Annotated in this window: 20 protein-coding genes and 3 pseudogenes; 6 read left to right on the top strand and 17 right to left on the bottom strand. The window is 69.9% G+C overall.

The features are described from left to right. Positions 1 to 41: 41 nt before the first annotated feature. From DPM13_RS11280 to DPM13_RS11240, 10 genes and pseudogenes are all read right to left on the bottom strand, one after another. Positions 42 to 836 (bottom strand): LpxI family protein, encoded by a 795-nt coding sequence (locus tag DPM13_RS11280; protein WP_112888040.1) that lies wholly within the window; start codon positions 834 to 836, stop codon positions 42 to 44. 10 nt (positions 837 to 846) lie between these two features. Then, positions 847 to 1632 (bottom strand): acyl-ACP--UDP-N-acetylglucosamine O-acyltransferase, encoded by a 786-nt coding sequence (lpxA, locus tag DPM13_RS11275; RefSeq protein WP_080621753.1) that lies wholly within the window; start codon positions 1630 to 1632, stop codon positions 847 to 849. After that, positions 1625 to 2038, bottom strand: coding sequence for a 3-hydroxyacyl-ACP dehydratase FabZ (gene fabZ, locus DPM13_RS11270; RefSeq protein WP_262983346.1), 414 nt, complete (start codon positions 2036 to 2038; stop codon positions 1625 to 1627). Before fabZ ends, lpxA begins: the two co-directional genes overlap by 8 nt. Next, positions 1981 to 4281, bottom strand: coding sequence for a hypothetical protein (locus DPM13_RS11265; protein ID WP_223251968.1), 2301 nt, complete (start codon positions 4279 to 4281; stop codon positions 1981 to 1983). Before DPM13_RS11265 ends, fabZ begins: the two co-directional genes overlap by 58 nt. Then, positions 4278 to 4997, bottom strand: coding sequence for a DUF4159 domain-containing protein (locus tag DPM13_RS27025; RefSeq protein ID WP_397244306.1), 720 nt, complete (start codon positions 4995 to 4997; stop codon positions 4278 to 4280). Before DPM13_RS27025 ends, DPM13_RS11265 begins: the two co-directional genes overlap by 4 nt. Next, the gene (locus DPM13_RS27020; protein ID WP_397244303.1) at positions 4994 to 5116 is read right to left on the bottom strand and encodes a hypothetical protein; all 123 of its coding nucleotides are present in this window, start codon (positions 5114 to 5116) and stop codon (positions 4994 to 4996) included. Before DPM13_RS27020 ends, DPM13_RS27025 begins: the two co-directional genes overlap by 4 nt. Further along, positions 5113 to 6072 carry a type 1 glutamine amidotransferase family protein gene (locus DPM13_RS27015; RefSeq protein ID WP_189654641.1) on the bottom strand — a complete coding sequence of 320 codons (960 nt, stop codon included), beginning with the start codon at positions 6070 to 6072 and terminating at the stop codon, positions 5113 to 5115. Before DPM13_RS27015 ends, DPM13_RS27020 begins: the two co-directional genes overlap by 4 nt. Continuing rightward, the gene (locus DPM13_RS27010) at positions 5973 to 7076 is read right to left on the bottom strand and encodes a BatA domain-containing protein (RefSeq protein ID WP_189654640.1); all 1104 of its coding nucleotides are present in this window, start codon (positions 7074 to 7076) and stop codon (positions 5973 to 5975) included. Before DPM13_RS27010 ends, DPM13_RS27015 begins: the two co-directional genes overlap by 100 nt. After that, positions 7049 to 7913, bottom strand: a pseudogene (locus DPM13_RS11245) (DUF58 domain-containing protein). The gene DPM13_RS27010 and the pseudogene DPM13_RS11245 overlap by 28 nt, the downstream one beginning before the upstream one ends. Next, positions 7910 to 8911 (bottom strand): AAA family ATPase, encoded by a 1002-nt coding sequence (locus tag DPM13_RS11240; RefSeq protein ID WP_080621750.1) that lies wholly within the window; start codon positions 8909 to 8911, stop codon positions 7910 to 7912. The pseudogene DPM13_RS11245 and the gene DPM13_RS11240 overlap by 4 nt, the downstream one beginning before the upstream one ends. A gap of 62 nt (positions 8912 to 8973) precedes the next feature. On the opposite strand from DPM13_RS11240, the gene DPM13_RS11235 reads away from it, so the two are divergent. After that, positions 8974 to 9519 (top strand): DUF1285 domain-containing protein, encoded by a 546-nt coding sequence (locus tag DPM13_RS11235; protein WP_112888036.1) that lies wholly within the window; start codon positions 8974 to 8976, stop codon positions 9517 to 9519. Between the two features lies 1 nt (position 9520). Beyond that, a complete protein-coding gene (locus DPM13_RS11230; protein ID WP_028719857.1) occupies positions 9521 to 10276 on the top strand; it encodes a hydroxypyruvate isomerase family protein in 756 nt (251 codons plus the stop codon). Here DPM13_RS11230 and DPM13_RS11225 read toward each other — a convergent pair. The 4 genes and pseudogenes from DPM13_RS11225 to DPM13_RS11210 all read right to left on the bottom strand — a co-directional run bounded on the left by DPM13_RS11225 (position 10273) and on the right by DPM13_RS11210 (position 14471). Further along, positions 10273 to 12612 carry an aldehyde dehydrogenase family protein gene (locus DPM13_RS11225; protein WP_112888759.1) on the bottom strand — a complete coding sequence of 780 codons (2340 nt, stop codon included), beginning with the start codon at positions 12610 to 12612 and terminating at the stop codon, positions 10273 to 10275. The two genes, DPM13_RS11230 and DPM13_RS11225, sit on opposite strands and share 4 nt — an antisense overlap. Position 12613: 1 nt before the next feature. Next, positions 12614 to 13559, bottom strand: a pseudogene (gene deoC / locus DPM13_RS11220) (deoxyribose-phosphate aldolase). Positions 13560 to 13561: 2 nt separating this feature from the next. Further along, positions 13562 to 14179, bottom strand: coding sequence for a DUF1523 family protein (locus tag DPM13_RS11215; RefSeq protein ID WP_028719860.1), 618 nt, complete (start codon positions 14177 to 14179; stop codon positions 13562 to 13564). Between the two features lie 10 nt (positions 14180 to 14189). Further along, positions 14190 to 14471 (bottom strand): hypothetical protein, encoded by a 282-nt coding sequence (locus DPM13_RS11210; RefSeq protein ID WP_080621747.1) that lies wholly within the window; start codon positions 14469 to 14471, stop codon positions 14190 to 14192. Positions 14472 to 14600: 129 nt separating this feature from the next. Here DPM13_RS11210 and DPM13_RS11205 point away from each other — a divergent pair, with 129 nt between their 5' ends. The 4 genes from DPM13_RS11205 to DPM13_RS11190 all read left to right on the top strand — a co-directional run bounded on the left by DPM13_RS11205 (position 14601) and on the right by DPM13_RS11190 (position 18755). Then, positions 14601 to 14894 carry an FtsB family cell division protein gene (locus DPM13_RS11205; protein ID WP_028719862.1) on the top strand — a complete coding sequence of 98 codons (294 nt, stop codon included), beginning with the start codon at positions 14601 to 14603 and terminating at the stop codon, positions 14892 to 14894. A 123-nt stretch (positions 14895 to 15017) separates the two neighbouring features. After that, a complete protein-coding gene (gene pdhA, locus DPM13_RS11200) occupies positions 15018 to 16043 on the top strand; it encodes a pyruvate dehydrogenase (acetyl-transferring) E1 component subunit alpha (RefSeq protein ID WP_112888035.1) in 1026 nt (341 codons plus the stop codon). Between the two features lie 15 nt (positions 16044 to 16058). Next, on the top strand, positions 16059 to 17429 hold the full coding sequence (locus DPM13_RS11195; RefSeq protein ID WP_112888034.1) for a pyruvate dehydrogenase complex E1 component subunit beta: 1371 nt from the start codon (positions 16059 to 16061) through the stop codon (positions 17427 to 17429). A gap of 12 nt (positions 17430 to 17441) precedes the next feature. Beyond that, positions 17442 to 18755 carry a pyruvate dehydrogenase complex dihydrolipoamide acetyltransferase gene (locus tag DPM13_RS11190; protein WP_112888033.1) on the top strand — a complete coding sequence of 438 codons (1314 nt, stop codon included), beginning with the start codon at positions 17442 to 17444 and terminating at the stop codon, positions 18753 to 18755. Positions 18756 to 18878: 123 nt separating this feature from the next. On the opposite strand, the gene DPM13_RS11185 is transcribed toward DPM13_RS11190, so the two are convergent. The 3 genes and pseudogenes from DPM13_RS11185 to DPM13_RS11170 form a co-directional block, all read right to left on the bottom strand. After that, positions 18879 to 19397: a type 1 glutamine amidotransferase domain-containing protein gene (locus DPM13_RS11185; protein ID WP_028719866.1), complete on the bottom strand. Its 519-nt coding sequence runs from the start codon at positions 19395 to 19397 to the stop codon at positions 18879 to 18881. A gap of 63 nt (positions 19398 to 19460) precedes the next feature. Further along, positions 19461 to 22511 (bottom strand): annotated as a pseudogene (locus DPM13_RS27005) (efflux RND transporter permease subunit). Next, positions 22508 to 23263, bottom strand: a complete 756-nt coding sequence (locus DPM13_RS11170) for an efflux RND transporter periplasmic adaptor subunit (protein ID WP_262983345.1) — start codon at positions 23261 to 23263, stop codon at positions 22508 to 22510. The pseudogene DPM13_RS27005 and the gene DPM13_RS11170 overlap by 4 nt, the downstream one beginning before the upstream one ends. Between the last annotated feature and the right edge of the window lie 17 nt (positions 23264 to 23280).

Raw genomic sequence — 23280 nt, 5'->3', positions numbered from 1 at the left:
CGGTGAGACCATAGGGTTTTCACTGTTTTCCAAATACCCGCTCACGGCCGCGACCACAGGAACAGGCCCGCCTGTTCAGCGCGGGCGATGGCGTCTTCCCGATCCAGCAGGATGACGCTGCCGGCCTGCCAGGCGATGCCGCCCAGGCCCGCCTCGGCGGCTTGGCGCACGGTGTCGGGACCGATGGTCGGCAAGTCGATGCGGCGGTCCTGACCGGGCTTCGGCGCCTTGTAGAGCACCCCGCGCGGTCCCTTCGGATCGGGCTTGAGACCGGCGTGGAGCCTCACGAAGTCCAGCATCGCCTGGGTGCCCGGCAGCGCCTCGACCGCCAGGCACAAGCCTTGCGCCACCACCGCGCCCTGCCCGATGTCAAGCGAGCCAAGGCCCTGGACGATCTCGGCGGCGCGGGCGGCATCCTTCTGGTCGCGGGGCGTCGGTTCGCCTGCCAGAACGCCGGCACCGGGAACCAGCCCAGGCAGGATCTGGTCGACCGAGGCGATGGCGATCCCGGCCTCTTCGAAGACATCAAGCACCGCGCGCAGGGCGGCATCGTCGCCCGACGCATGCCCATCAGGATGCGGGGACGATGGCCAGGTGCGCGGGTCGAACAGGTCGGGCTCGATCCTGGGGCGGCGGATGGCCCCGGCAAAGACCGCCCGGGTCACGCCCTGTTCGGCCAGTTCGTCCAGAAAGGGCACCAGCCGCTCCAGCCGGAACGGCTTGGCTTCGACCTGGGGGTGGAGGTGGTCCAGCGCATAGACCAGCGGCCGGTCCAGCGCAGCGGCGATGGCGGGGGCAAGGCTGCCCTCGCCCGCGATCAGGGCGGTGCGGCTCATGGACGGGCTCTCATGGATGGGGCGCCAGGAAGCTGCGGTCCGAGGGACCGAGGATGAAGTCCAGCACCTCCTGCACCATCGGCCCGTTCGGCCCCTCGGCCATGTGGCGGGCCGTGTCGCGGAAGCTGCCAGAGCCCAGCTTGCCCAGCATGTCGCGCAGCGCGTGGATTTCCTCGCGCGAGGCGCCGCGGCGCTTGAGGCCCACCAGGTTCAGCCCGTCCAGGTGGCCGCGCGGGCCCTGCACCAGGCCAAAGGGAATCACGTCCGCCGTCACCATGCAGACCGCGCCGATCATCGCGCCGCGCCCGATGCGCACCCATTGGTGCACGCCCGAAAGCCCGCCCACGATCACGTCATCCTCGAGGTGGCAATGCCCGGCGACCGAGGCGTTGTTGACCAGGATCACGCGGTCGCCGATCTGGCAGTCATGGGCCACATGGCTACCTGCCATGAAAAGGCCGTCATTCCCGATCCGGGTGACGCCGCCGCCGCCCTCGGTTCCGGGGTTCATGGTGACATATTCGCGGATGCGGTTGCGGGCGCCGATCTCCAGCCGGACCTTTTCACCGCGGAACTTCAGGTCCTGCGGCACCTCGCCGACCGAGGCAAAGGGAAACACCACCGTCTCGTCGCCGATGCTGGTGTCGCCGGCGATCACGACGTGCGATTTCAACACCACGCCGCGGCCGAGCTTCACCTCGGGACCGACGACGCAGAACGGGCCGATCTCGCAATCCTCGCCGATCACGGCGGCGGGGTCGACCACGGCCGAGGGGTGGACCCGGGGGTCAGCCATTGTCGCCACGGTTCAGCATGGCCATGACCTCGGCCTCGGCGGCAAGCTGGCCATTGACCATGGCGCGCCCCTCGAACTTCCAGATCTTGCCGCCGCCGCGCAGCGTGGTCATGTGCAGTTCCAGCACGTCGCCGGGCACGACCTTCTGGCGGAAGCGGCACTTGTCGATGGACATGAAATAGGTGCCCATGCCCTTGCCGGCCAGATCCAGGCTGACGCCGACCAGGACGGCGGCGGCCTGGGCCATGGCCTCGATGATCAGCACGCCGGGCATGACGGGTTCCTGCGGGAAATGCCCCTCGAAATGCGGCTCGTTCGAGGTGACGTTCTTGACGCCCACGCAGCTTTTCATGGGCACGATGTCGCGGACCCGATCCACCAGCAGGAAGGGATAGCGATGCGGCAGGATCCGCTTGATCGCGGCCAGATCGACTTCGGTCGGCGGGATGTAGGCGGTCTCGGCGTCGTTCTGGGCGGCGGCCATGCGGTCCCTCGTGAAATGGTTTCCATTTGCCTAGCAACGGGGCGCGGGCTTGGCAATTTGCCTGCCGCCCGGCCCCTGTCCGCCCGCCCCTCGGCCAGCCAACCGACCAGCGCCAGCCCCGCCACGATGCAAAGCCAGGCCCAGCCGGGCAGCAGGGGCCGATGCGTCACCCCCGACACCGAGGCGGCGCCACGCGGCGTGATGCCGATCCAGTCGCCGCCCACGCCCTGGCCATGCGCGGACCGCCCCTCGCGGACGGTGCGCAGGGTCGGAATCCCATCCGACAGGCGCAGGACGGCGCCCTGCGTCGCCTGGACCAGGGGCGCCACCACCCGGTCCGAAGCGACGGTTTCCTCGAACTCGCGGGGCGCGGCGGGACCAAGCGCCAGGATGCGGGTGATCTCGCCCTCGGCCAGGCGGTAAAGCCCGGGGCCGGGCGCGGTCCAGCGCGCGGCGAAACGGCCGGGGCCGGTCTGGGCCAGGGCGATCTCCTCGGTCCGGCCGTCGGGATGGGTGATGCGGACCGGCCCGACCGCCTCGGCCATGGTGCGGCGGGTGATCGTCACGCCAAGGCCGGCCGAGACATCGGCCAGCAGCGCCTCTTCCTCAAGCTCGGGTTCCTTCATCGACCAATGGGCGATGCGGCGCAGCAGTTCCAGCTGCGGCCCGCCCCCTTCGAAGCCGCGCCCCCACAGCCAGACCTGGTCCGAAGTCAGCAGCGCCACCCGGCCCTTGCCCACCCGGTTCAGGATCAGCAGCGGCTGGTCCTCGGCCCCGGTCATCACCACCTGGGCGCGCGGGTCGGGGATCACCTGGGACATGCGCAGCCAGCGGCCCCAATGGCTGTCGCTGCCCTCGGCCGGCGCGCCGGTCAGGCCCGCCGTGACCGGATGGCGCCGGCCTTCGTCGGTCAGTTGCGGCAGGAACGGCTGATCATAGACCCGCCCGGTCGGCCGGCCCGGGATGATCGCCCCCATCGGCGACAGGTTCAGGCTTTCGACCGAGGACATCTCGGGCCCGGCCGAGACCAGGATGGCGCCGCCCTCTTCGACATAGCGGCGGATGTTGTCGTAATATTGCGGCGTCAGGATGCCCCGCACCCGGTCCCGGTCGAAGATGATCAGGTCGAAATCGCGGATCCGCTCCATGAACAGTTCCTGCGTGGGGAAGGCGATCAGCGACAGCTCGTCGACCGGCACGCCGTCCATCTTGTCCGGCGGCCGCAGGATGGTGAAGTGGATCAGATCCACGTTCGCGTCCGACTTCAGCAGGTTGCGCCAGGTCCGTTCGCCCGCGTGCGGCTCGCCCGAGACCAGCAGCACGCGCAGCCGGTCGTGCACCCCCTGGATCTGGACGGCGGCGGCATTGTTGCGGTCGGTCAGTTCCGGCACGGCGCCCCCGGGCGCGTCGAAGCCGATCGAGACGACGTTCTGCCCCGCGTGCTCGGGCACCACCGGCAGGTCCAGCGTCACGCCGGGCGGCAGCTCCAGGCTGCGGCTGTCCGCGCCGTCCAGCTGGATGCGCAGACGGGCGGGGCTGGCGGCGACCTCGGGCGGGACGGCGCCCTGGTCCTCGACGCGCAGGCGGATGGTGACGGGCTGGCCGATCAGGCCAAAGGCCGGGGCTTCCTCGATCACCAGGCGGCGGTCCCAGTCGGCGGGCTGGCCGGTCAGCAGGACATGGACCGGCGCGGGCGCCGCGCCGGGTATCTGCGCCGCGTCATGGGCCAGCCCGTCCGTCACCGCGACGACGCCCGCCACGCGGGTCTGGGGTTCGGCCGCCAAGGCCTTGGCCAGCGCCGCGCCCAACAGGGTGCCGTCATCGTCGTCGCCCAGGGTGACGCGGCGGATCTCGGTGTTCGGCAGGGCCTCGATCTGGCGCGAAAGCGCCTGCACCGCCTGGTCGGACTGCTCGGCCCGGCCCGGCAGCGACTGGCTGGCGCTGCGGTCGTCCAGCAGGATGACGATGTCCGAAAGCGCCTGGCGCACCCCCGATTCCAGCGCGGGCCCGGCCAGCGCAAGCGCCGCAGCCAGCCCCGCGAGCCCGCGCCAGAACCAGCCGCGCAAGCCGCGCCACAGCGACCACAGCGCCACCAGCAGTCCCAGCGCAGCCACCGACGCAACCAGCGCCCAGGGCAGCAGCGGGTCAAAGCTCAGGCCCGTCATTGGGTCACTTCCTCGGCGCGCAGCCGGTCAAGCAGGGCTGGCACATGCACCTGGTCGGATTTGTAGTTCCCGGTCAGCACATACATGATCAGGTTGACGCCGAAGCGGTTTGCCATCTCGCGGTTCTCCTCGCCCTCGAACCCCGAGCCCATGCTGAACAGGGGCAGGCCGTTCTGGTCGACGGCCCAGGCCTCGGCCCAGGCATTGCCGCCGATGATGACCGGAGAGACTCCGTCGTTGAGGTTGCGGAACGGCACGCCCTCGGCCGCCTCGGCGCCGGGGGGTGGGGCCTCGGCCCAGACGTCGCGCCCGCTGTAGCGGCCCGGGAAGTCCTGCAGCAGATAGAAGCTGCGGGTCAGCACATGGTCGGCCGGGATCGGCGCCAGCGGCGGGATGTCCAGGGGCGCCGCCAGCCGCTGCAGCGCGGCCGAACCGTCGGGCCCGCCCAGGCCGGCGATATCCCCGTCGCGGGTGTCGAACAGGATCACGCCGCCCGATTTCAGAAAATGGTTCAACCGCACATAGGCCTGCGGCGTGGGCGAGGGCTGGCTGTCCGTCACCGGCCAATACAGGAAGGTCAGCAGCGACAGGTCGTCGCGGTCCAGGTCGATGCCGATGGGCTCGCCCGGTTCGACCGTGGTGCGCTGGGTCAGCACCTGCGAGACGCCGCGCAGCCCGGCGTCGGAGGCACGGTCCACATCGGCATCGCCCGTCACGACATAGGCCAGCGCGACCTCGTCCGCGGCGCGGATCGGCGCGGGTCCGGGTCGTCCTGCGCAAGGGCGGGCCAGGACCAGGCCAGCAAGGCCACAAGGATCGGGATCAGGCGTTTCATGTCACAGCCTTTCCTGGGCCGCGGCCCCGCGCAAGCCAGGCGCTGCCCAGCGCATCCAGAGCCAGCAGCAGCATCGCCAGCGCGATCAGCCAGCCGCGCAGATCGACGCCGGGGGCCTGGGCCTGCGCCTCGACCGTGGCGCCGGGCCAGTCGGCCGGGCCCTGGGCTGCGACCAGCGGCCCGCCCGCGTTCAGTGCGGCCACCCGTTCGCCCGCCCGGTACAGGCCGGCGGGCGCGCCGGGCGCCGGGCCGCGCGCGAAATCGGCGCCCGCCACCGGGACCGGATCCTGCGGGTCCCGCACCTGGCCGAAGCCATCCAGCACCTGCACCGGCGTCCAATAGGTGTCCGCCGAGGGATCGGGCGCGGCAGCCGCCCCCGACCCGGCGCGGGCGCTTTGGACCAGGCGCTGCAGCATCTCGACGAACAGGCCCGACAGGGCGAGGTTCGACCATTCCGCGTTGGCCGTGGTGTGAAACAGCACCACCTGCCCGTCGCCCAGGGGGGCGCGCGTGACCAGGGGCGTGCCGTCGGTCAGCGCGGCCAGCGTGCGCGGGGCCAGGTCGGGCGAGGGTTCGGGCAGAAGCTGCGCGCGGACCAGCGCGTCGGCCGGAATCGCAAGACCCGCGAACGGCCCTTCGGGGGCGAAGGGGGCAAGGCCGCGCGGATCGCCCCAGCTCAGCGCGCCGCCGATGTCGCGCCCGCCCGCCCGCAGCCGGACGGGCAGCAGCGGCTCCTCGGCCAGCCGGTCGGACGCGGCCATGCGCGGTCCGGCAAAGCGGATCAGCAGCCCGCCCTGGTCCACCCAGCCCTGCAGGGCCTCGGCCTCGGGCAGGCCGATCTGGTCGGCCAGCACGATCACGTCGGGCGCGGCCTGCAGCACATCCGCCGCGCCCCCTTCGAGCAGGTCGGTCGAGGGGGCCAGAGCCCGGCGCAGGTAATGCATGGGCGACAGCAACTGCTGGCCCTCGCGCGCGGCGCCGTCGCCGACCAGCGGACAGCGCCGTCGCATGGGTCGAATGCAGGTGCACCACCGCCCCGGTGCCGGGCCGCGTCGATCTGAAAGCGGGTGATGCGGTTGCGCAGTTCGGAGGGCAGGTCGATGGGCACCAGCCGCTCCCCCGCCGCCGCCGCGACCGGGGCGGCCAGCGGCTTCAGCCGCGCCAACTCACGCGGCGCCCCCTGCGGGTCGACGCCATAGGCGATGACATCGGGGGCCGCGGTTCCGGTCGTGCGCAGCCGCAGCGCGGGCCGGTCCCCCGGCACCGATTGCAGGGACAGGCGGGGGCCGTCGGGCGGGGCTACGGTGACCGCGCCCCGCGCCGCCAGGGCCGACAGCAGGGCGGCGCGGCCGGGATGGTCCAGACCGTCCGACAGCCACAGCACCGACAGGCCCGACGGCGCCTGCGACAGCAGCGCGTCAAGGTCCGAGGGATAGCGCGTCTCCCATGGGGCGGGCTGGACGGCGCGCAGGTGCGCGGCCAGCTCGGATGCCGGCAGGAACGGCAGCGTGGCGCTGGCCCGGCCATCCGCGACCAGCAGCGCGGCCGGCTGGCCGTCGCGCGCGGCCCGGTCCACCGCCTGCAAGGCGCGTGCCTGGCGCTGCGGCCAGTCGGGCGCGGCGGCCCAGCCCGCGTCCAGGACGATCAGCAAAGGGCCCTGCCCCGCCGGATCGGGCGCCGGTTTCCAGACCGGGCCGGCAAAGCCCAGGATCAGCGCCGCGATCGCCAGCATGCGGATCAAGAGCAGCCACCAGGGGGTATGCCGTGCCACCGGGCGGGCATCGCGCAGGCCCAGCAGCAGCCGCGTGCCGGGAAAGCGCACCAGCCGGGGCGAGGGCGGCATCGCGCGCAGGATCAGCCACAGCACCGGCAGCGCGGCCAGCGCCGCCAGCAGCCAGGGCGTTGCGAAGCCAAGAGGACCCAGGACCAGCATCAGCCCTCCAGCACCGACCAGAGCCACAGAAGCGCCTGCGCGGGCGGCGCGGCGGTGTCATGGGTGCCGAAATGCCAGCCGGCGGTCCCGGCGGCGCGGGTCAGCGCGGCGCGCCGCTCGGCCAGCCGGGCCAGATAGGCGGCGCGCAGGCCGCCCGCGTCGCGGGTGTCGTGCCTGAGCGCCCCCGAGGCCGAGCGGAACAGCACCGCCCCGCCATAGGGAAAGGCCTCCTCGTCGGGGTCCAGCACCTGCAGCAGCGCGCCCCGGACGCCAAGACCGGCGGCCCGGTCGAGATCGGCAGGCCCTGCGTCGGGTTGCCCGAGATCGTCGATCAGCCGAGCGCTGGCCGGGGCGCAGCGCCTCGGCCGGGGGCGTGTCCTCGTCCGCGGGCAGGGGCGCGCGGGCGACCAGCGCCTCGGCGATCCGGTCGGCCTGCATCCGGCCCGGGCGCGGCGGCTGGCCGGCCAGGGCCACGCGCTCGCCCCCCGCCAGCAGCCCCAAGGCCAAGGCAAGCGCCAGCAGGGCGGCGCGGTCGCGCTTGGCCGGCCGGTCGGCGCCGCCCGAGAAATCCATGCCGGCAGCGGCCGAAACCCACAGCACCGCCGATTGCGCCGCCTGCGCCTCGCGGTCGCGGACGAACTGGCCGTCCGAGCGCGCCGAGCGGCGCCAGTCGATGCTGCGCGCGGTGTCGCCCTGGGTCGCGGGCCGGTACTGCCAGAAATCCTCGCCCGCGCCGGCGCGGCGCTGGCCATGCGCGCCCGCGGTCAGGCTGGCCGCCAGCCGTTCGGCCGACAGCATCAGCGCCGGCAGGGCGGCCGAGGCGGCCTCCGCCCCCGCGCGCAGCTGATCGGCCGAGGGGCTCACGCTGCGGCCTGCATCCGGTCGCCCAGCAGCCGGGCGATGACGCCCTCGACCGTCTCGCCCCGGGCGCGGGCGGCAAAGCTCAGCGCCATGCGGTGGCGCAGGACCGGGGCGGCCATCGCCTCGACATCGTCGAGCGTCGGGGCAAAGCGGCCGTTCAGCGCGGCGTGCGCGCGGGCGACTAGCGTCAGTGCCTGCGCGGCCCGCGGACCCGGCCCCCAGACCAGCGTCTCGGCAACCCATGCGGGGGCCTCGGGCGCGCCGGGGCGCGCGGCGCGCACCAGATCGAGGATGGCGTTCAGGACCGATTCGCCCACCGGCATCCGCCGGATCAGCGCCTGCGCCTGGATCAGCCCCGCCGCGTCGAAGACGGCATGGGCCGCGCCCTGTTCCGTCCCGGTGGTCGCCAGCAGGATCGCGCGTTCCGTGTCGCGGTCGGGATAATCCACGTCGATCTGCAGCAGGAAGCGGTCAAGCTGCGCCTCGGGCAGGGGATAGGTGCCTTCCTGCTCGATGGGGTTCTGGGTCGCCAGCACATGGAACGGGCGGCCGAGCGGGCGATGCTCGCCCCCGATCGTTACCTCGGCCTCCTGCATCGCCTGCAGCAGCGCAGACTGGGTGCGGGGGCTGGCGCGGTTGATCTCGTCGGCCATCAGAAGCTGGGTAAAGACCGGCCCCTGGATGAAGCGAAAGGCGCGGCTGCCGTCGGGGCGCACGTCCAGCACCTCGGACCCCAGGATGTCGGCCGGCATCAGGTCGGGGGTGAACTGCACCCGCGCGCTGTCGAGCCCCAGTACCGTCGAAAGCGTATCGACCAGCATGGTCTTGCCCAGGCCCGGCTGGCCCACCAGCAGCGCGTGCCCCCCCGACAGGATCGCCGACAGAACCTGTTCGACGACGGCATGCTGCCCGACGAAGCGCCGCTCGACGCTGGCCCTTGCATCGCCAAGCCGGTTGGTCAGCGACTGGATTTCAACGACGAGTTTATCATCCTCGGCCATGACAACGCCTCTTTTCTGATCTAGGACAGCATAGGATGGGCGGCAACGGGGCTCCACTGATAATGGTTCGCAAGACTGACAATCCTGTGAGCGATGCGGCAGGGATCGCCGCGGCGGCCGGCCGTGCCTCGAAAAAGGGCCCGCCGCCGGTGCACCTGTGGAACCCGCCGTTCTGCGGGGATCTGGACATGGAGATCCGCGCCGACGGGACCTGGTTCTATCAGGGCAGCCCCATCGGGCGGCCGGCGATGGTGCGGCTGTTCGCCTCGATCCTGAAACGCGAGGGGGACGAGTATTTCCTGGTGACGCCCGTCGAAAAGGTGCGCATCCGCGTGGTGGACGCGCCCTTCGTCGCGGTGGATGCCGAGATCGGCCCGACGATCACATTCACCACCAATGTGGGCGACCAGGTGACCGCGGGTCCCGACAACGCCATCCAGATGCGTGGCACCCCCGAAGAGCCGCGTCCCTATGTCCACGTCCGGCGCGGGCTGTGGGCGCTGATTGATCGAAAGACATTTTATCGACTGGCCGATGTGGCCGCGCCCGATTCCCATGGGCGCATGATTCTGCACTCGGGTGGGGAAACCTTTCCGCTGGAGCCCTGACATGGCGCATTTTGCCGCAAACCTGACCTATCTGTTCACCGAACTGCCGATGCAGCAGCGTTTCGCCGCTGCCCGCCGCGCCGGGTTCCAGGGGGTCGAGATCCTGTTTCCCTATGACCTGGCCGTCAAGGAACTGGTGCGGTGCGCCGAAGCCACGGGGCTGGAGTTCGTGCTGCTGAACTCGCCGCCGCCGAACTGGGCGGGGGGCCCGCGCGGCTTTGCGGCCGAGCCGGGCAACGAGGCGCGCTTTCGCAGCGACTTCGACCGCGCGATCCGCTATGCCCAGGCGCTGGACGTGCAGCACGTCCACATCATGGCCGGACGCGCCGAGGGCCCGCAGGCGCGCCGCACCATGATCGAGAACCTGAAATGGGCCGCCCGCCGCGCCCCCCGCGCCAGCCTGACGATCGAGCCGACCAACACCCAGGACATGCCCGGCTATTTCCTGAACGACTTCGACCTTGCCGCCGAGATCATCGCCGAGGTCGGCGCGCCGAACCTCGGGCTGCAATTCGACGCCTATCAGGCCCAGATGATCCATGGCGATGTGCTGGACCTTTGGCGCCGGCTGGCGCCGATCACGCGCCATGTGCAGGTCGCGGGCTTTCCCGGCCGGCACGAGCCGCGCACCGGCGACATCGACTTTGCCCGATTCTATCGGGCGCTGGACGAGGCCGGTTACGACGGCTGGATCGGCGCCGAATACACGCCCCTGACCTCGACCGAGGCCGGGCTGCGCTGGCTGCGCTCGGCCTAATAGGCGGCGCTGCCGGTGCCCGCGGGAAGCGCGCCATGGGGCAGCCAGATGGTCCTGCTTCGGGTGGCGCGGCGCAGGAATTCGCGGCCCTGCGCCTCGGGCGCGGCCCAGTCGCGCGGCTCGGGCGCCCAGACGGGGATCAGGGTTTGCGCGGCGGCGCGCTCGGTCGCGGCCAGCCCCTCGCCCTGCCCCACATGCCAGATCGCGCCGACACCGTCATGGCCGGCCAGCGTCCGGGACAGATCCTCGCGCGGGCCGGTGACGATGTTGACGACACCCCCCGGCACGTCCGAACAGGCCAGCACCTGCGCCAGCGTCAGCGCCGCCATCGGCCGGTCCTGCGAGGGCACGGCAACCACCGCATTGCCCATCGCGATGGCAGGCAGGACCAGCGACAGAAAGCCCGCCAGCGGCGCGGCATTGGGCGCGATCACGCCCATCACGCCATGCGGATCGTGCTGGACGTGGCACAGATGGCCGGGCCTGGCCGAAACCGTAGCGCCGTCGAACTTGTCGGCGAACCCGGCATAGAAAAAGCAGCGCCGGATCGCGGCTTCGGTTTCCTCGAGCGTGGCGAAGCCCGCGAATTCGGACCGCCGCAGGGCCAGGTTCTCGGCCAGGAAATACAGCACCTGCGCCCGGCCGTGCCCGCCCAGGCCCTGCCATTTGCCCAATGCGCCCTGCGCCGCCTCGACGGCGTTGCGGATGTCCTTGCGCCCGCCCAGCGGGACCAGCTCGTCCTGCGCCAGATAGCTCGCGCCGCCGTCGGGTCGCTGTTGCGCGCCGCCGATATACAGCTTCACGGTGCGGTCGATGCCCCTTTCGTCATGCGCCAGCCCATCGGGCAGGGCCGACACCGGGGCGGGCGCGGGTTCCCGGGCGGGGCGAACCGGAGGGGCGGCCAGATAGTCCAGCAGCCCTTCGCGTCCGCCTTCGCGGCCATAGCCGCTGTCGCGGATGCCGCCAAAGGGCGCGGCGGCGTCAAAGACGTTGGCGCAGTTCACCCAGACCACGCCGGCCTTGATCCGCGCGGCGATGTCGGTCGCGACCGTCGCGCTTTCCGACCAGACCGAGGCGGCCAGGCCATAACGCGTGTTGTTGGCCAGATCGACCGCCTCGTCCGGCGTGCGAAAGGTCGAAAGCGTAGCGATGGGGCCAAAGATTTCCTCGACCATGCCGGGATTGGCGGGGGCGATGTTGCGCAGATAGCCCGGCGCGATGACGCAGCCCTGCCCCGCCGCGCCGCCGACCAGTTCCGCGCCCTCGGCCCGGGCGCGGGCCAGGATGGCAAGGATGCGGTCCCGCTGCACCGGATGGACGATGGCACCGACATCGGTGGACTTGTCCAGCGGCGGGCCGACCCGCAGCCTGTCCATGCGGGCGCGAAGCAGCGCCTCGAACCGTTCGGCCACGCTTTCGGCGACCAGGATGCGCGAACCGGCGCAGCAGACCTGGCCCTGGTTGAACCAGACCCCGTCCACGACGCCCTCGACCGCCGCATCCAGGTCGGCGTCCTCCAGCACCACGAAGGGCGATTTGCCGCCCAGTTCCAGCGTCAGCCGCTTGCCCGAGCCGGCGACGTCTGCGGCGATGGCGCGGCCGACCTCGGTCGAGCCGGTGAAGGCGATCTTGTCCACCGCCGCGCCGACCAGCGCCTGGCCGGTGCCGCCGTCGCCGGTGACGATGTTCACGACGCCGGCGGGCAGGCCGACATGGGCGCAAATCTCGGCAAAGGCCAGCGCGGTCAGGGGCGTATATTCGGCGGGCTTCAAGACCACGGTATTGCCGGCGGCCAGCGCGGGCGCGACCTTCCAGGCAAGCATCAGCAGCGGAAAGTTCCACGGGATGATCTGGCCGCAGACGCCGAGCGCGCGGTGGCCGGGAAACTCGGTCTCGGCGATCTCGGCCCAGCCGGCGTGATGATAAAAATGGCGCACGACCAAGGGCAGGTCGATGTCGCGGCTTTCCCGGATCGGCTTGCCGTTGTCCAGCGTTTCCAGCACCGCCAGAAACCGCTCGCGCTTCTGGATGGTGCGGGCGATGGCATACAGGAACCGCGCCCGGTCATGGCCCGGCATGGCTCCCCAGCCCCGCTGCGCCCGGCGCGCGGCGCGCACGGCCTTGGCGACGTCGCGGCCCGTTCCCTGCGTGACGCGGGCCAGTTCTTCTCCCGTCGCGGGATCGCTTGTGACGAAGGTCTCGCCCGGGAGGGTGAAGCGGCCGGCGATGAAATGGCCAAAGGTGCCGCGCTCGCGCAGCCAGTCGCGGACGGCCGAGGCATCCTCGGGGGCGGGGCCGTATTCCATGCTTTCCATGATGTCAGAGACTTTCGGCATCTTATCCTGCGGCCAGGCGATGGGACGCGGCATAGCGCCCGGTGACGTGATGGGAAATCTGGCGCTCGATATCGGCCAGAAGCGAGGATGCGCCGATGCGGAACAGACCGGGACGCAACCAGTCGCGGCCCAGTTCCTCGGCCATCAGCACCTGCCAGTTCAGCGCGTCCCTGGCCGTCCGCAACCCGCCGGCGGGCTTGAACCCACGGCAACGCCGGTCGCGTCGCGATAGTCGCGATCGCGCGCAGCATGACCAGGCTGACCGGCAGCGTGGCGTTCACGGGCTCCTTGCCGGTCGAGGTCTTGATGAAATCGGCGCCCGCCTGCATGGCGACATGGCTGGCGCGGGCCACCGTGGTCAGGGACTTGAGTTCCCCGGTCGCCAGGATCGCCTTCATCAGCGCGGGCCCGCAGGCTTCGCGCATGGCGCAAAGCTCGTCGTAAAGCGCCGACCATTCGCCGCGCAGGGCAAGGCCGCGCGAAATGACGATGTCGATTTCGTCGGCGCCCATGTCCAGCGCATAGCGGATCTCGGCCAGGCGCAGGTCCAGAGGCATCAGCCCGGCCGGAAAGCCGGTCGCGACCGACGCCACCGGGATGGCCGAGCCCTGCAGCGCGCGCTTTGCCGCCGCGACCATGGTGGGATAGACGCAGACCGCGCCGGTCGTCAGGCTGGCGACGCCAAGCGCCTGAAGCTGCCCCGCGTCGACGGGCTGGCGCGCCTTGGCGCAAAGCCGCGCCACGCGGTCGGGGGTGTCGTCGCCCGACAGCGTCGTCAGGTCGATGCAGCGCACCGCATTCAACAGCCAGGCCGCCTGCCAGTCGCCCTTGAGACTGCGCCGCGCGGTCAGGGTCGCGGCACGACGCTCGGCCGCCGGGGTGTTGACGGCGATCCGGGCAAAGGCCTCGGGGCGGAACGGGGTGCCGGGGTTGCGTCCTTCGGCCATGCCTAGCGCCTGTTCCACCAGCGCGACAGCCGCCCCCGCGCCCTGTCCCCCGCCGCGTCGGCCGAGGCCAGCGCCGGATCGATGCTGCGTTCGCGGAACTGGTTCCACATCCGCCAGATCAGCGCCAGCAGCGCCCCCAGCACCAGCAGGATCAGCACCGCGGGCCAGTTGAAGGGCCGCACGTCGGGCCCCGCGACCGGCCGGATCGAGATCGCATTGGGATAGATCGACAGCCACGACACCCGCCAGCCGTACGAGGTGACGCTGACCCATTGCGGATCGGCCGAGGTCGATCGCAGGTCCGTCGCCCGCGCATGCAGGTTCGAACTGTCGTATTTGAAATAGGGCGGCCAGATCCAGCCAGTGTCCTCGTTGCGATAGACATAGGGCCGTCCGCTGGGGCGCACCGTGTCGATGAAGCGCACGTCGCGCTGGCCTTGGGCGTTCTGCACGGTGCCGGTGTCGGGCGAGGCATAGAAGATGCGGTTCGCGCCGATGTCGGTCAGCCGGTTGTAGGTGTTGGTGATGCGCACCGTCTGCCGCGACGGCAGGGCATAATCCAGAAACAGGAATACGGCGATGCCGAACAGCACCCCCAGGACGGTCAGGAACCAGCGCATCGGCGCCCCCTCAGTTGTAGTTCACAAGGACGATGATCGCCGCAATCGCGACCACCGGCAACACCAGCACCAGAAGCGCAAGCCGGGCGCGCAGCGTTCGGCGAAAGCCGATCATGGAACGCCGCACGAATTCGCGCCGTTCCGGGGAATCGCCCGCGCGATCCGGGTGGCGGCGGTCCCATTCGTCTTCCAGCGCCTCGCGCCGCGTGCTGCGCAGATAGGCCGTCAGCAGCGCATAGAAGATCAGCTCGATGACCAGCACCATGCCGATCAGGCGCAAAAAGGCCAACATTTCCGCGGTGCTCCCCGGTGGTTCTGGCGCATGGAAGGCCGGACGCGCGCCGCTGTCAATCGCTGCCGTCGGGGATTTTCCCGGCCCGGCGGCTGTGGCATGATCGCCCGAAACCAAGCGAGCCGCCCCATGTCCGAACGCCTTTCCATCAGCGCCCTGGTGTTTTTCGTCATCATGGCGCTGCTGGGCGCCTATTTCGCCTTTGCGGCCGTGCAGGGGCCCTCGGGGGTGCTGCGGCGCGAACAGCTGCGCGCCGACACCCGCGAACTGGTCGCCCAACGCGACAAGTTGCAGGCCGAGGTGGACCGCATGCGCAACCTGACGCGCCGGCTGTCGGACGAATACCTGGACCTGGACCTGCTGGACGAACGCGCCCGCGACGTGCTGGGCTATATCCGGCCCGACGAAATCATCGTCCGCTAGGGGCCCCGGGCGGCGCCCTGCCCAATTTCCGCGCGCCCGCAGATCGCAGGTTTACATTTCCGCGAACTCCGTCCTAGAAGTAGTTTAACGCTGAACTATTCCTGTGCCAAGGAGGGGGCCCGCATGGTCAGAAAGCCAGCAGCCAAGGAAAGCACGTCCAACGTCTCGCGCGACGAGCTTTTGAAATACTACCGCGACATGCTTCTGATCCGTCGATTCGAGGAAAAGGCCGGCCAGCTTTACGGCATGGGTCTGATCGGCGGCTTCTGCCACCTGTACATCGGCCAGGAGGCCGTGGTCGTGGGCCTGGAGGCCTGCGCCAAGGACGGCGACAAGCCATCACAGCTATCGCGAAGGCCACATGCTGGCCTGCGGCATGGACGCCAAGGGCGTCATGGCGAACTGACCGGCCGCGAGGGCGGATATTCCAAGGGCAAGGGCGGCAGCATGCACATGTTCAGCCGCGAAAAGCATTTCTACGGCGGTCACGGCATCGTCGCGGCGCAGGTGCCGCTGGGCGCGGGCCTGGCCTTCGCCGACAAGTACCTTGGCAATGACAACGTCACCTTCACCTATTTCGGCGACGGCGCGGCCAACCAGGGCCAGGTCTATGAGACCTACAACATGGCCGAGCTGTGGTCCCTGCCGGTGGTTTTCGTGATCGAGAACAACCAGTACGCCATGGGCACCTCGATGTCGCGCTCGACCAAGTCGACGACGCTTTACGGCCGGGGCGAAGCCTTCGGCATCGCGGGCGAACGGGTGGACGGCATGGACGTGCTGGCCGTCAAGGCCGCCGGCGAAAAGGCCGTGGCCCACTGCCGCGCGGGCAAGGGCCCCTATATCCTGGAAGTGATGACCTATCGCTATCGCGGGCATTCGATGTCGGACCCGGCGAAATACCGCACCCGCGAGGAAGTCCAGAAGATGCGCGACGAACGCGACGCCATCGAACACGTGCGCGACCTGCTGCTGACCGGCAGCCACGCCTCCGAGGACGACCTGAAGGCGATCGACAAGGAAATCAAGGATATCGTCAACGAATCCGCCGAGTTCGCCAAGGAAAGCCCGGAACCCGCGCTGGATCAGCTGTGGACCGACATCTATGCCGAAGACCTGCCGCAAGGCTCGGCCACCGAGAACGCCTGAGGGAGGGGAACAACAATGGCAACCGAAATCCTGATGCCCGCCCTGTCGCCGACCATGGAGGAAGGCACGCTGGCGAAATGGCTGAAAAAGGAAGGCGACGCGGTCAAGGCCGGCGACATCATCGCCGAGATCGAGACCGACAAGGCCACGATGGAATTCGAGGCCGTGGATGAAGGCATCCTGGGCAAGATCCTGATCGGCGAAGGCAGCCAGGGGGTCAAGGTGAACACCCCCATCGCCGTCCTGGTCGAGGAAGGCGAATCCGCCGACGACGTGAAGGCCGAGGCGCCGAAAGCCGAAGCCGTCCCCGCCGAGGCGAAATCCGAAGCCCCCGCCCAATCCGCCGTCGAAACCGTCAAGACGCCCGAGCCCGACCACAGCCCCGACTGGCCCGAAGGCACCAAGATGAAATCCATGACCGTGCGCGAGGCGCTGCGCGAGGCCATGGCCGAGGAAATGGAACGCGACGACACCGTGTTCCTGATGGGCGAGGAGGTCGGCGAATACCAGGGCGCCTACAAGATCAGCCAGGGCCTGCTGGACAAGTTCGGCCCGCGCCGGGTCGTCGACACCCCGATCAGCGAGATCGGCTTTGCCGGCATCGGCACCGGCGCCGCGCTGGCCGGGCTGCGCCCCATCGTCGAGTTCATGACCTTCAACTTCGCGATGCAGGCCATCGACCACATCATCAACTCGGCCGCCAAGACGCTGTACATGTCCGGCGGCCAGATGGGCTGTCCCATCGTGTTCCGCGGCCCGAACGGCGCCGCCGCCCGCGTGGGCGCCCAGCACAGCCAGGATTACGCCGCCTGGTATGCCCAGATCCCCGGCCTCAAGGTGGTGATGCCCTATTCGGCGGCCGATGCCAAAGGCCTGCTGAAACAGGCGATCCGCGACCCGAACCCGGTGATCTTCCTGGAAAACGAGATCCTCTACGGCCGCTCGTTCGAGGTGCCGGACCTGCCGGACTTCACCATCCCCTTCGGCAAGGCGCGCATCGCGCGGACCGGCAAGGACGTGACCATCGTCAGCTTCGGCATCGGCATGGCCCATGCGCTGGAAGCCGCCGACAAGCTGGCCGAGGAAGGGATCGAGGCCGAGGTGATCGACCTGCGGACCCTGCGCCCGCTGGACTATGGCACCATCCTTGAATCGGTCAAGAAGACCAACCGCTGCGTCACGGTCGAGGAAGGCTTCCCGGTGGGCGCCATCGGCAACCACCTGTCGGCCTATATCATGGAAAACGCCTTCGATTATCTCGACGCGCCGGTCATCAACTGCACCGGCAAGGACGTGCCCATGCCCTATGCCGCGAACCTGGAAAAGCTTGCGCTGGTCACCGCCGACGAGGTGGTGCAGGCGGTCAAAAAAGTCACCTACAAGTAAGGGGTTATCAAGATGCCGACAGAAATCCTGATGCCCGCCCTGTCCCCCACGATGGAGGAGGGCACGCTGGCCAAATGGCTGGTCAAGGAAGGGGACGAGGTCAAGTCCGGCGACATCCTGGCCGAGATCGAAACCGACAAGGCCACGATGGAGTTCGAGGCCGTCGACGAGGGCAGGATCGGCAAGCTGCTGGTCACCGAAGGCTCGGCCGGGGTCAAGGTGAACACCCCCATCGCGGTCCTTTTGGACGAAGGCGAGTCGGCCGACGACATCGGCAGCAGCCCTTCCGCCAAGCCCGAGGCCAAGGCCGAGGCGCCCAAGGCTGAATCCGCCGCTGCTGCGGCGCCCGCCGCCGCCCCGTCCCAGGCCGCTCCGAAAAAGGCCGATGGCGGGCGCGTCTTCGCCTCGCCCCTGGCGCGCCGGATCGCGGCCGAAAAGGGCATCGACCTTGCGGCGGTGACGGGCTCGGGCCCGCATGGCCGCATCGTCAAGGCCGATGTCGAAGGCGCCCAGCCCGGCGCGGCGAAACCCGCCACGGCCGCGGCTACGCCCGAAGCCGCGAAGCCCGCCCCGGCGGCAGCGGCAGCGGCCCCGGCGGGTCCTTCGGCAGAAACCATCCTCAAGATGTATGCCGACCGCGAAACGACCGAGGTTGCGCTCGACGGCATGCGCCGCACCATCGCCGCGCGCCTGTCGGAAGCCAAGCAGACCATCCCGCATTTCTACCTGCGCCGGTCCGCCAAGCTCGACGAGCTGATGAAGTTCCGCGCCATGCTGAACAAGCAGCTGGAATCGCGCGGCGTGAAGCTGTCGGTCAACGACTTCATCATCAAGGCCTGCGCGCTCGCCTTGCAAGAGGTGCCCGATGCCAATGCCGTCTGGGCCGGCGACCGCATCCTGAAGCTGAAGCCCTCTGACGTGGCCGTGGCCGTCGCGATCGAAGGCGGCCTCTTCACCCCGGTCCTCAAGGACGCGCAGCAAAAGACGCTGTCCGCCCTCTCGACCGAGATGAAGGACCTGGCCAACCGCGCCAAGACGAAAAAGCTCGCCCCCCACGAATACCAGGGCGGCAGCTTCGCGATCTCGAACCTCGGCATGTTCGGGATCGAGAATTTCGACGCGGTGATCAACCCGCCGCATGGCGCGATCCTTGCCGTCGGCGCCGGCATCCAGACGCCGGTGGTCGAGAATGGCGAGGTGGTGATCCGCAACGTCATGTCGATGACGCTTTCGGTCGATCACCGCGTGATCGACGGCGCGCTCGGGGCGCAACTCCTGCAAGCCATCGTGAACCACCTGGAAAACCCGATGGGCATGCTGGCCTGAACGGGCGGAAACCCGGACCAATCGAAAGGGGCGCCGCGGCGCCCCTTTTTGGTTTCCTTGTTGTCGAAATACCCCGCAGGGGGTCCGGGGGACGCGAAGTCCCCCGGGGCCGCGGGACGCAATTCAGCCCAGGGCCTCCTCGATGGCGCCGACAAAGGCGTCCAGGTCGTCCGGGTTGCGGCTGGTGATGATGCCGCCGTCCACCACGACCTTCTCGTCGACCACCTCGGCGCCGGCGTTCTTCATGTCGGTGCGGATCGAGCCATAGCTGGTCAACCGTCGGCCCTTGGCAAGCCCGGCCTCGGCCAGCAGCCAGGGGGCGTGGCAGATTGCGGCCACGGGCTTGCCGGCCGCGGCAAAGTCGCGGATCAGCGCGATGGCCTTGTCGTCCTGGCGCAGCGTATCGGGGTTGATGACGCCGCCCGGCAGGACCAGCACGTCGTAATCCCCCGCGCGCGCGTCCGCGATGGCAAGCCCGGCCTCGACCGTCTTGCCCCAGTCCTTCTTGTCCCAGGCCTTGATCGGTCCCGCCTCGGGCGCGGCGATATCGACGCGGTGGCCGGCCTCGCGCAGCTTTTCCAGGGGCACGAACAGTTCCGACTGCTCGAACCCGTCCGACGCCATGATAAGAACATCTGCCATGGGGCATCTCCGTTCAGGTGATAGGGATGGCCTACCAATGTTCCGCCCCGCGCGCGGGTTCCGCTATTCCGCCGGGTCGGACGCGGCGTTCAGGCCGATGCGGCGCGCCAGCCAGCGCCCGGCCCGCACCTGTCCCCCATGGATCAGCGAGAACAGCGAGGGCACGAATAGCAGCGACAGCAGCGTCGACAGCAAAAGCCCCCCGATCACCGCGATGGCCATGGGGGCGCTGAACTCGGCCCCCTCGCCCCGCCCCAGCGCCGAGGGCACCATGCCCGCCGTCATGGCGATGGTCGTCATGACGATGGGACGCGCCCGCTTGTGGACCGCGTCCAGGATCGCGGCGCGCTTCTCGACGCCCCGGTCGATGCCGCTCAGTGCGAATTCGACCAGCATGATCGCGTTCTTAGTCACGATTCCCATCAGCATCAGGAACCCGATCACCACCGCCATGCTGATCGAATTGCCGGTCAGAAACAGCGCCAGGATCGCCCCCCCGATCGCCAGCGGCAGCGACATCAGGATCGAGACCGGAACGACAAAGCTGTGGAACAGCAGCACCAGCACCACATAGGTCAGCATCACCCCCGATATCATGGCGACGGCAAAGGCCTCGAACACCTCGGCCATGATCTCGGCGTCGCCCGAGGGCTGGATGCGGGTGCCGGGCGGCAGGTTCACCGTCTTCTGCAACTCGGCCACCTGGGCGTTCACCGGCCCCAGCAGGGCGCCGTCCACCAGGTTCGCCGACACCTTGGTCTGGTAACGCCGGTCATAGCGTTCGATCTGGGTGGCCCCGGCCGACAGGGACACGTCGGCCACCGCCTCCAGCGGGACCGGCCCGGCGGAGCTGGGCACCCGCAGGTCGCGCAGGCTCATCAGGTCGCGCCGCGCCGCATGGTTCAGGCGGACCATGATGGGGATCTGCTCGGTGCCCGTATTGAACTTGGCCAGGTTCGATTCCGTATCGCCCAGGGTCGCCACGCGCAGCGTGGTCGCAAGCGCGCTGGCCGTCACGCCCAGTTCCGCCGCCACGCCGTCGCGCGGATGGATGCGGATCTCGGGGCGCTGCAGCGCGGCCGAGGATGTGACCCCCTCCAGGCTCGGCAGGGTCTTCATCGCGGCCATCAGCCGCTCGGCGGCCTCCGTCGCCGCCGCCTCGGTCTCGCCCAGGACCGAGATTTCCAGGTCGCTCGCCCCGGCCTCGTTCTGGAAGTTGATCCGCAGGTCGGGCATCTCGGCCAGGTCGTGCTTCAGCGCATCCTCGATCTGGAAGCTCGAGCGTTCGCGGCTGTCCTTGGGGCCATAGTTCACCATGATCTTGGCGTCGGTCACGTCGCCGTCGCCGCCGTTCACGAAGACCGCCCGCACCTCGGGCTCCTGGGCGATCCGCGCCGAGACGCGGCGCGCGGCATCCTCGGTCTCGGCGATGGTGGAACCGGGCGGCGTCTCCACCGTGATCTGGCTGCGGCCCACGTCCTGGGCCGGGATGAATTCGGTCGGCAGCAGGGTCGCCGACCAGATCGAGCCGGCAAAGACCCCCAGGCCCAGGACCAGCGTCACCCCGCGATGCGCCAGGGTCCAGTCCAGCACCCGCATCAGGGCGCGCAGAAGCAGGCCGTCGCGCTCCTCCGCCGCGTGATGGCCGGTGCGGCGCAGCAGATAGGCCGCCATCATCGGCGTGACCAGCCGCGCCACCAGCAGCGAGAACAGGACCGACACCGCGACCGTCAACCCGAACTGCTTGAAATACTGCCCCGGGATCCCGCCCATGAAGCTGACCGGCGCAAAGACCGCGACGATGGAAAAGCTGATCGCGATGACGGTCAGGCCGATCTCGTTCGCGGCCTCCATGCTGGCCTCGTAGGGGGGTGTGCCCATGGTGATGTGGCGCACGATGTTCCGATCTCGACGATGGCGTCGTCGACCAGGATGCCGGTGACCAGGGTGATCGCCAGCAGGCTGATGCCGTTCAGCGTGAAGCCCAGCCAGGCATGACAAAGAAGGTCGGGATGATCGACAGGGGCAGCGCCACCGCCGCGATGACGGTCGCGCGCCAGTTCCGCGGAACATCGATCCGCGTCACGGCCGGCGCCCGCCATGATCGACATAGCGGCGCAACTCGCCGCAGACAGTGTTGGCCGCTGCCGTGTCATAGCAATGCGCGTCTTTTGCCCGGGTGCCGGGATGTGGCGTCGCGACGCCATAGGAAGACATGTTGACTGTGACGGTCACCAGGTCGGATTCGCCCGTGCCGCGATAGACGCCGAAGGCCACGACCGGACGCCCGTCCAGCAGGGCAAAGCTGCGCTCTTCGCTGGGGCCTTCGCTGACCTGGCCCAGCTGGTCCAGCCGCACCGTGCGGCCGCCGCCGATCAGGATGGGCGTGGCGGCAAGCCGCGCCACGTCCTCTGCCCCGCCAAGCGCGCGGATGGAGTATTCGGTGCCGGCCAGGTCGCCGCGCCCGCCGCCCATGTCGATGTTCTTGGCTCGCAACTGGTCCGAGACCTCGGCCGCGGTCAGCCCCATGGCCTGCACCCGGCCGGGGTCCAGTTCGACATTGACCTGCCGGTCGGCGCCGCCGATCCGGGTGATGCTGGCGACCCCCGGTACGGTGGTCAGGTCGCGCGCCACCACGTCGTCGACGAATTGCGACAGCTGCTCCATCGACTGGCCGGGGTTGCTGACGGCATAGGTCAGGATCGCCATGCCGCTGACGTCAATGCGCTTGACCAGCGGCTCCACGATGGATTCGGGCAGGTCGGCGCGGACATTGGCCACCGCGTCCTTGACGTCGTTCACCGCGCGGTCGGTGTTCGTCTCAAGCTCGAACTCGACATAGAGATGCGCCGCGCTGTCGGTCGCGGCCGAGGTGATGTGCCGCACCCCGGTGATCGAGGCCAGCGAATCCTCGATCGGCTGGATGACCTGCCGCACCAGCTCCGAAGGCGCCGCACCGGGCTGGCTGACCGTGACCTGCACCAGCGGCAGGTCGATGTTCGGCATCGCCGTGACCGCCAGCCTGTTGAAGCTGTAAAGCCCCACCAGCAGCAGCACCAGAAAGATCGCGATGGGCGGCACCGGGTGGCGGATCGACAGGGCGGAAAAGTTCATGGCTGCGACCCCGGCGCCGCGCGGACCGGATCGCCCGTGCGAAAGAACGCGCCGGCGCGGGCGATGACCTGCTCGCCCGCCTCCAGCCCCTCCAGGATCTCGCGCCGGTCCTGCCAGACAAGGCCCGCGCGGACCGGGCGGGTTTCCACGACGCCGTTCCGCACGACCTGCACCCGCTCGCCCCGCTCGTCGGCGAGCACCGCCGACAGCGGCACGGTCAGCGCCTCGCGCCGGTCGGTGACGATCCAGCCGCTGGCGAACAGGCCCGGCCGCAGGCCCGGCGCAGGGTCGAGCGCAATGCGCGCCTGCCCCAGCCGCGTCGCGGGATCGACCCGCGCCGGCACCAGCCGCACCCGGCCCGCGACATCGCCCAGGCCCGAGACCCGGATCTCGGCCGGATCGCCGGGCTTGACCTGCCCCAGCGCGGTTTCGATCACATCGGCCGCCAGCTCGATCTCGCCTCGCGCGACCAGCTGGAACATGGGTTCGCCAGCCGAGCCGGACAGCGCGCCGATCTCGGCATTGCGGGCGACGACGATGCCATCCACCGGGGCGGTGATCCGGGCGTGGCCCAGGTTCAACGCCGCGATCCTTTGGGCCGCCCTGGCCTGGGCCACGGCGGCGCGCGCCACCCCCAGCCCTTCGCGGGCCGAGGCCAGCGCCGCGGCGGCCGAGGCTTCGGTCGCAATGGCCTGGTCCAGCACCGCCTGGCTGGCGCTGCCGCTTTCGCGCAGGCTGCGGGTGCGCTGCAGGATGGCGGCGGCTTCGG

It is taken from the genome of Paracoccus mutanolyticus (assembly GCF_003285265.1).
Taxonomy (GTDB): domain Bacteria; phylum Pseudomonadota; class Alphaproteobacteria; order Rhodobacterales; family Rhodobacteraceae; genus Paracoccus; species Paracoccus yeei.
This window is presented reverse-complemented; position numbering and strand designations above follow the sequence as displayed.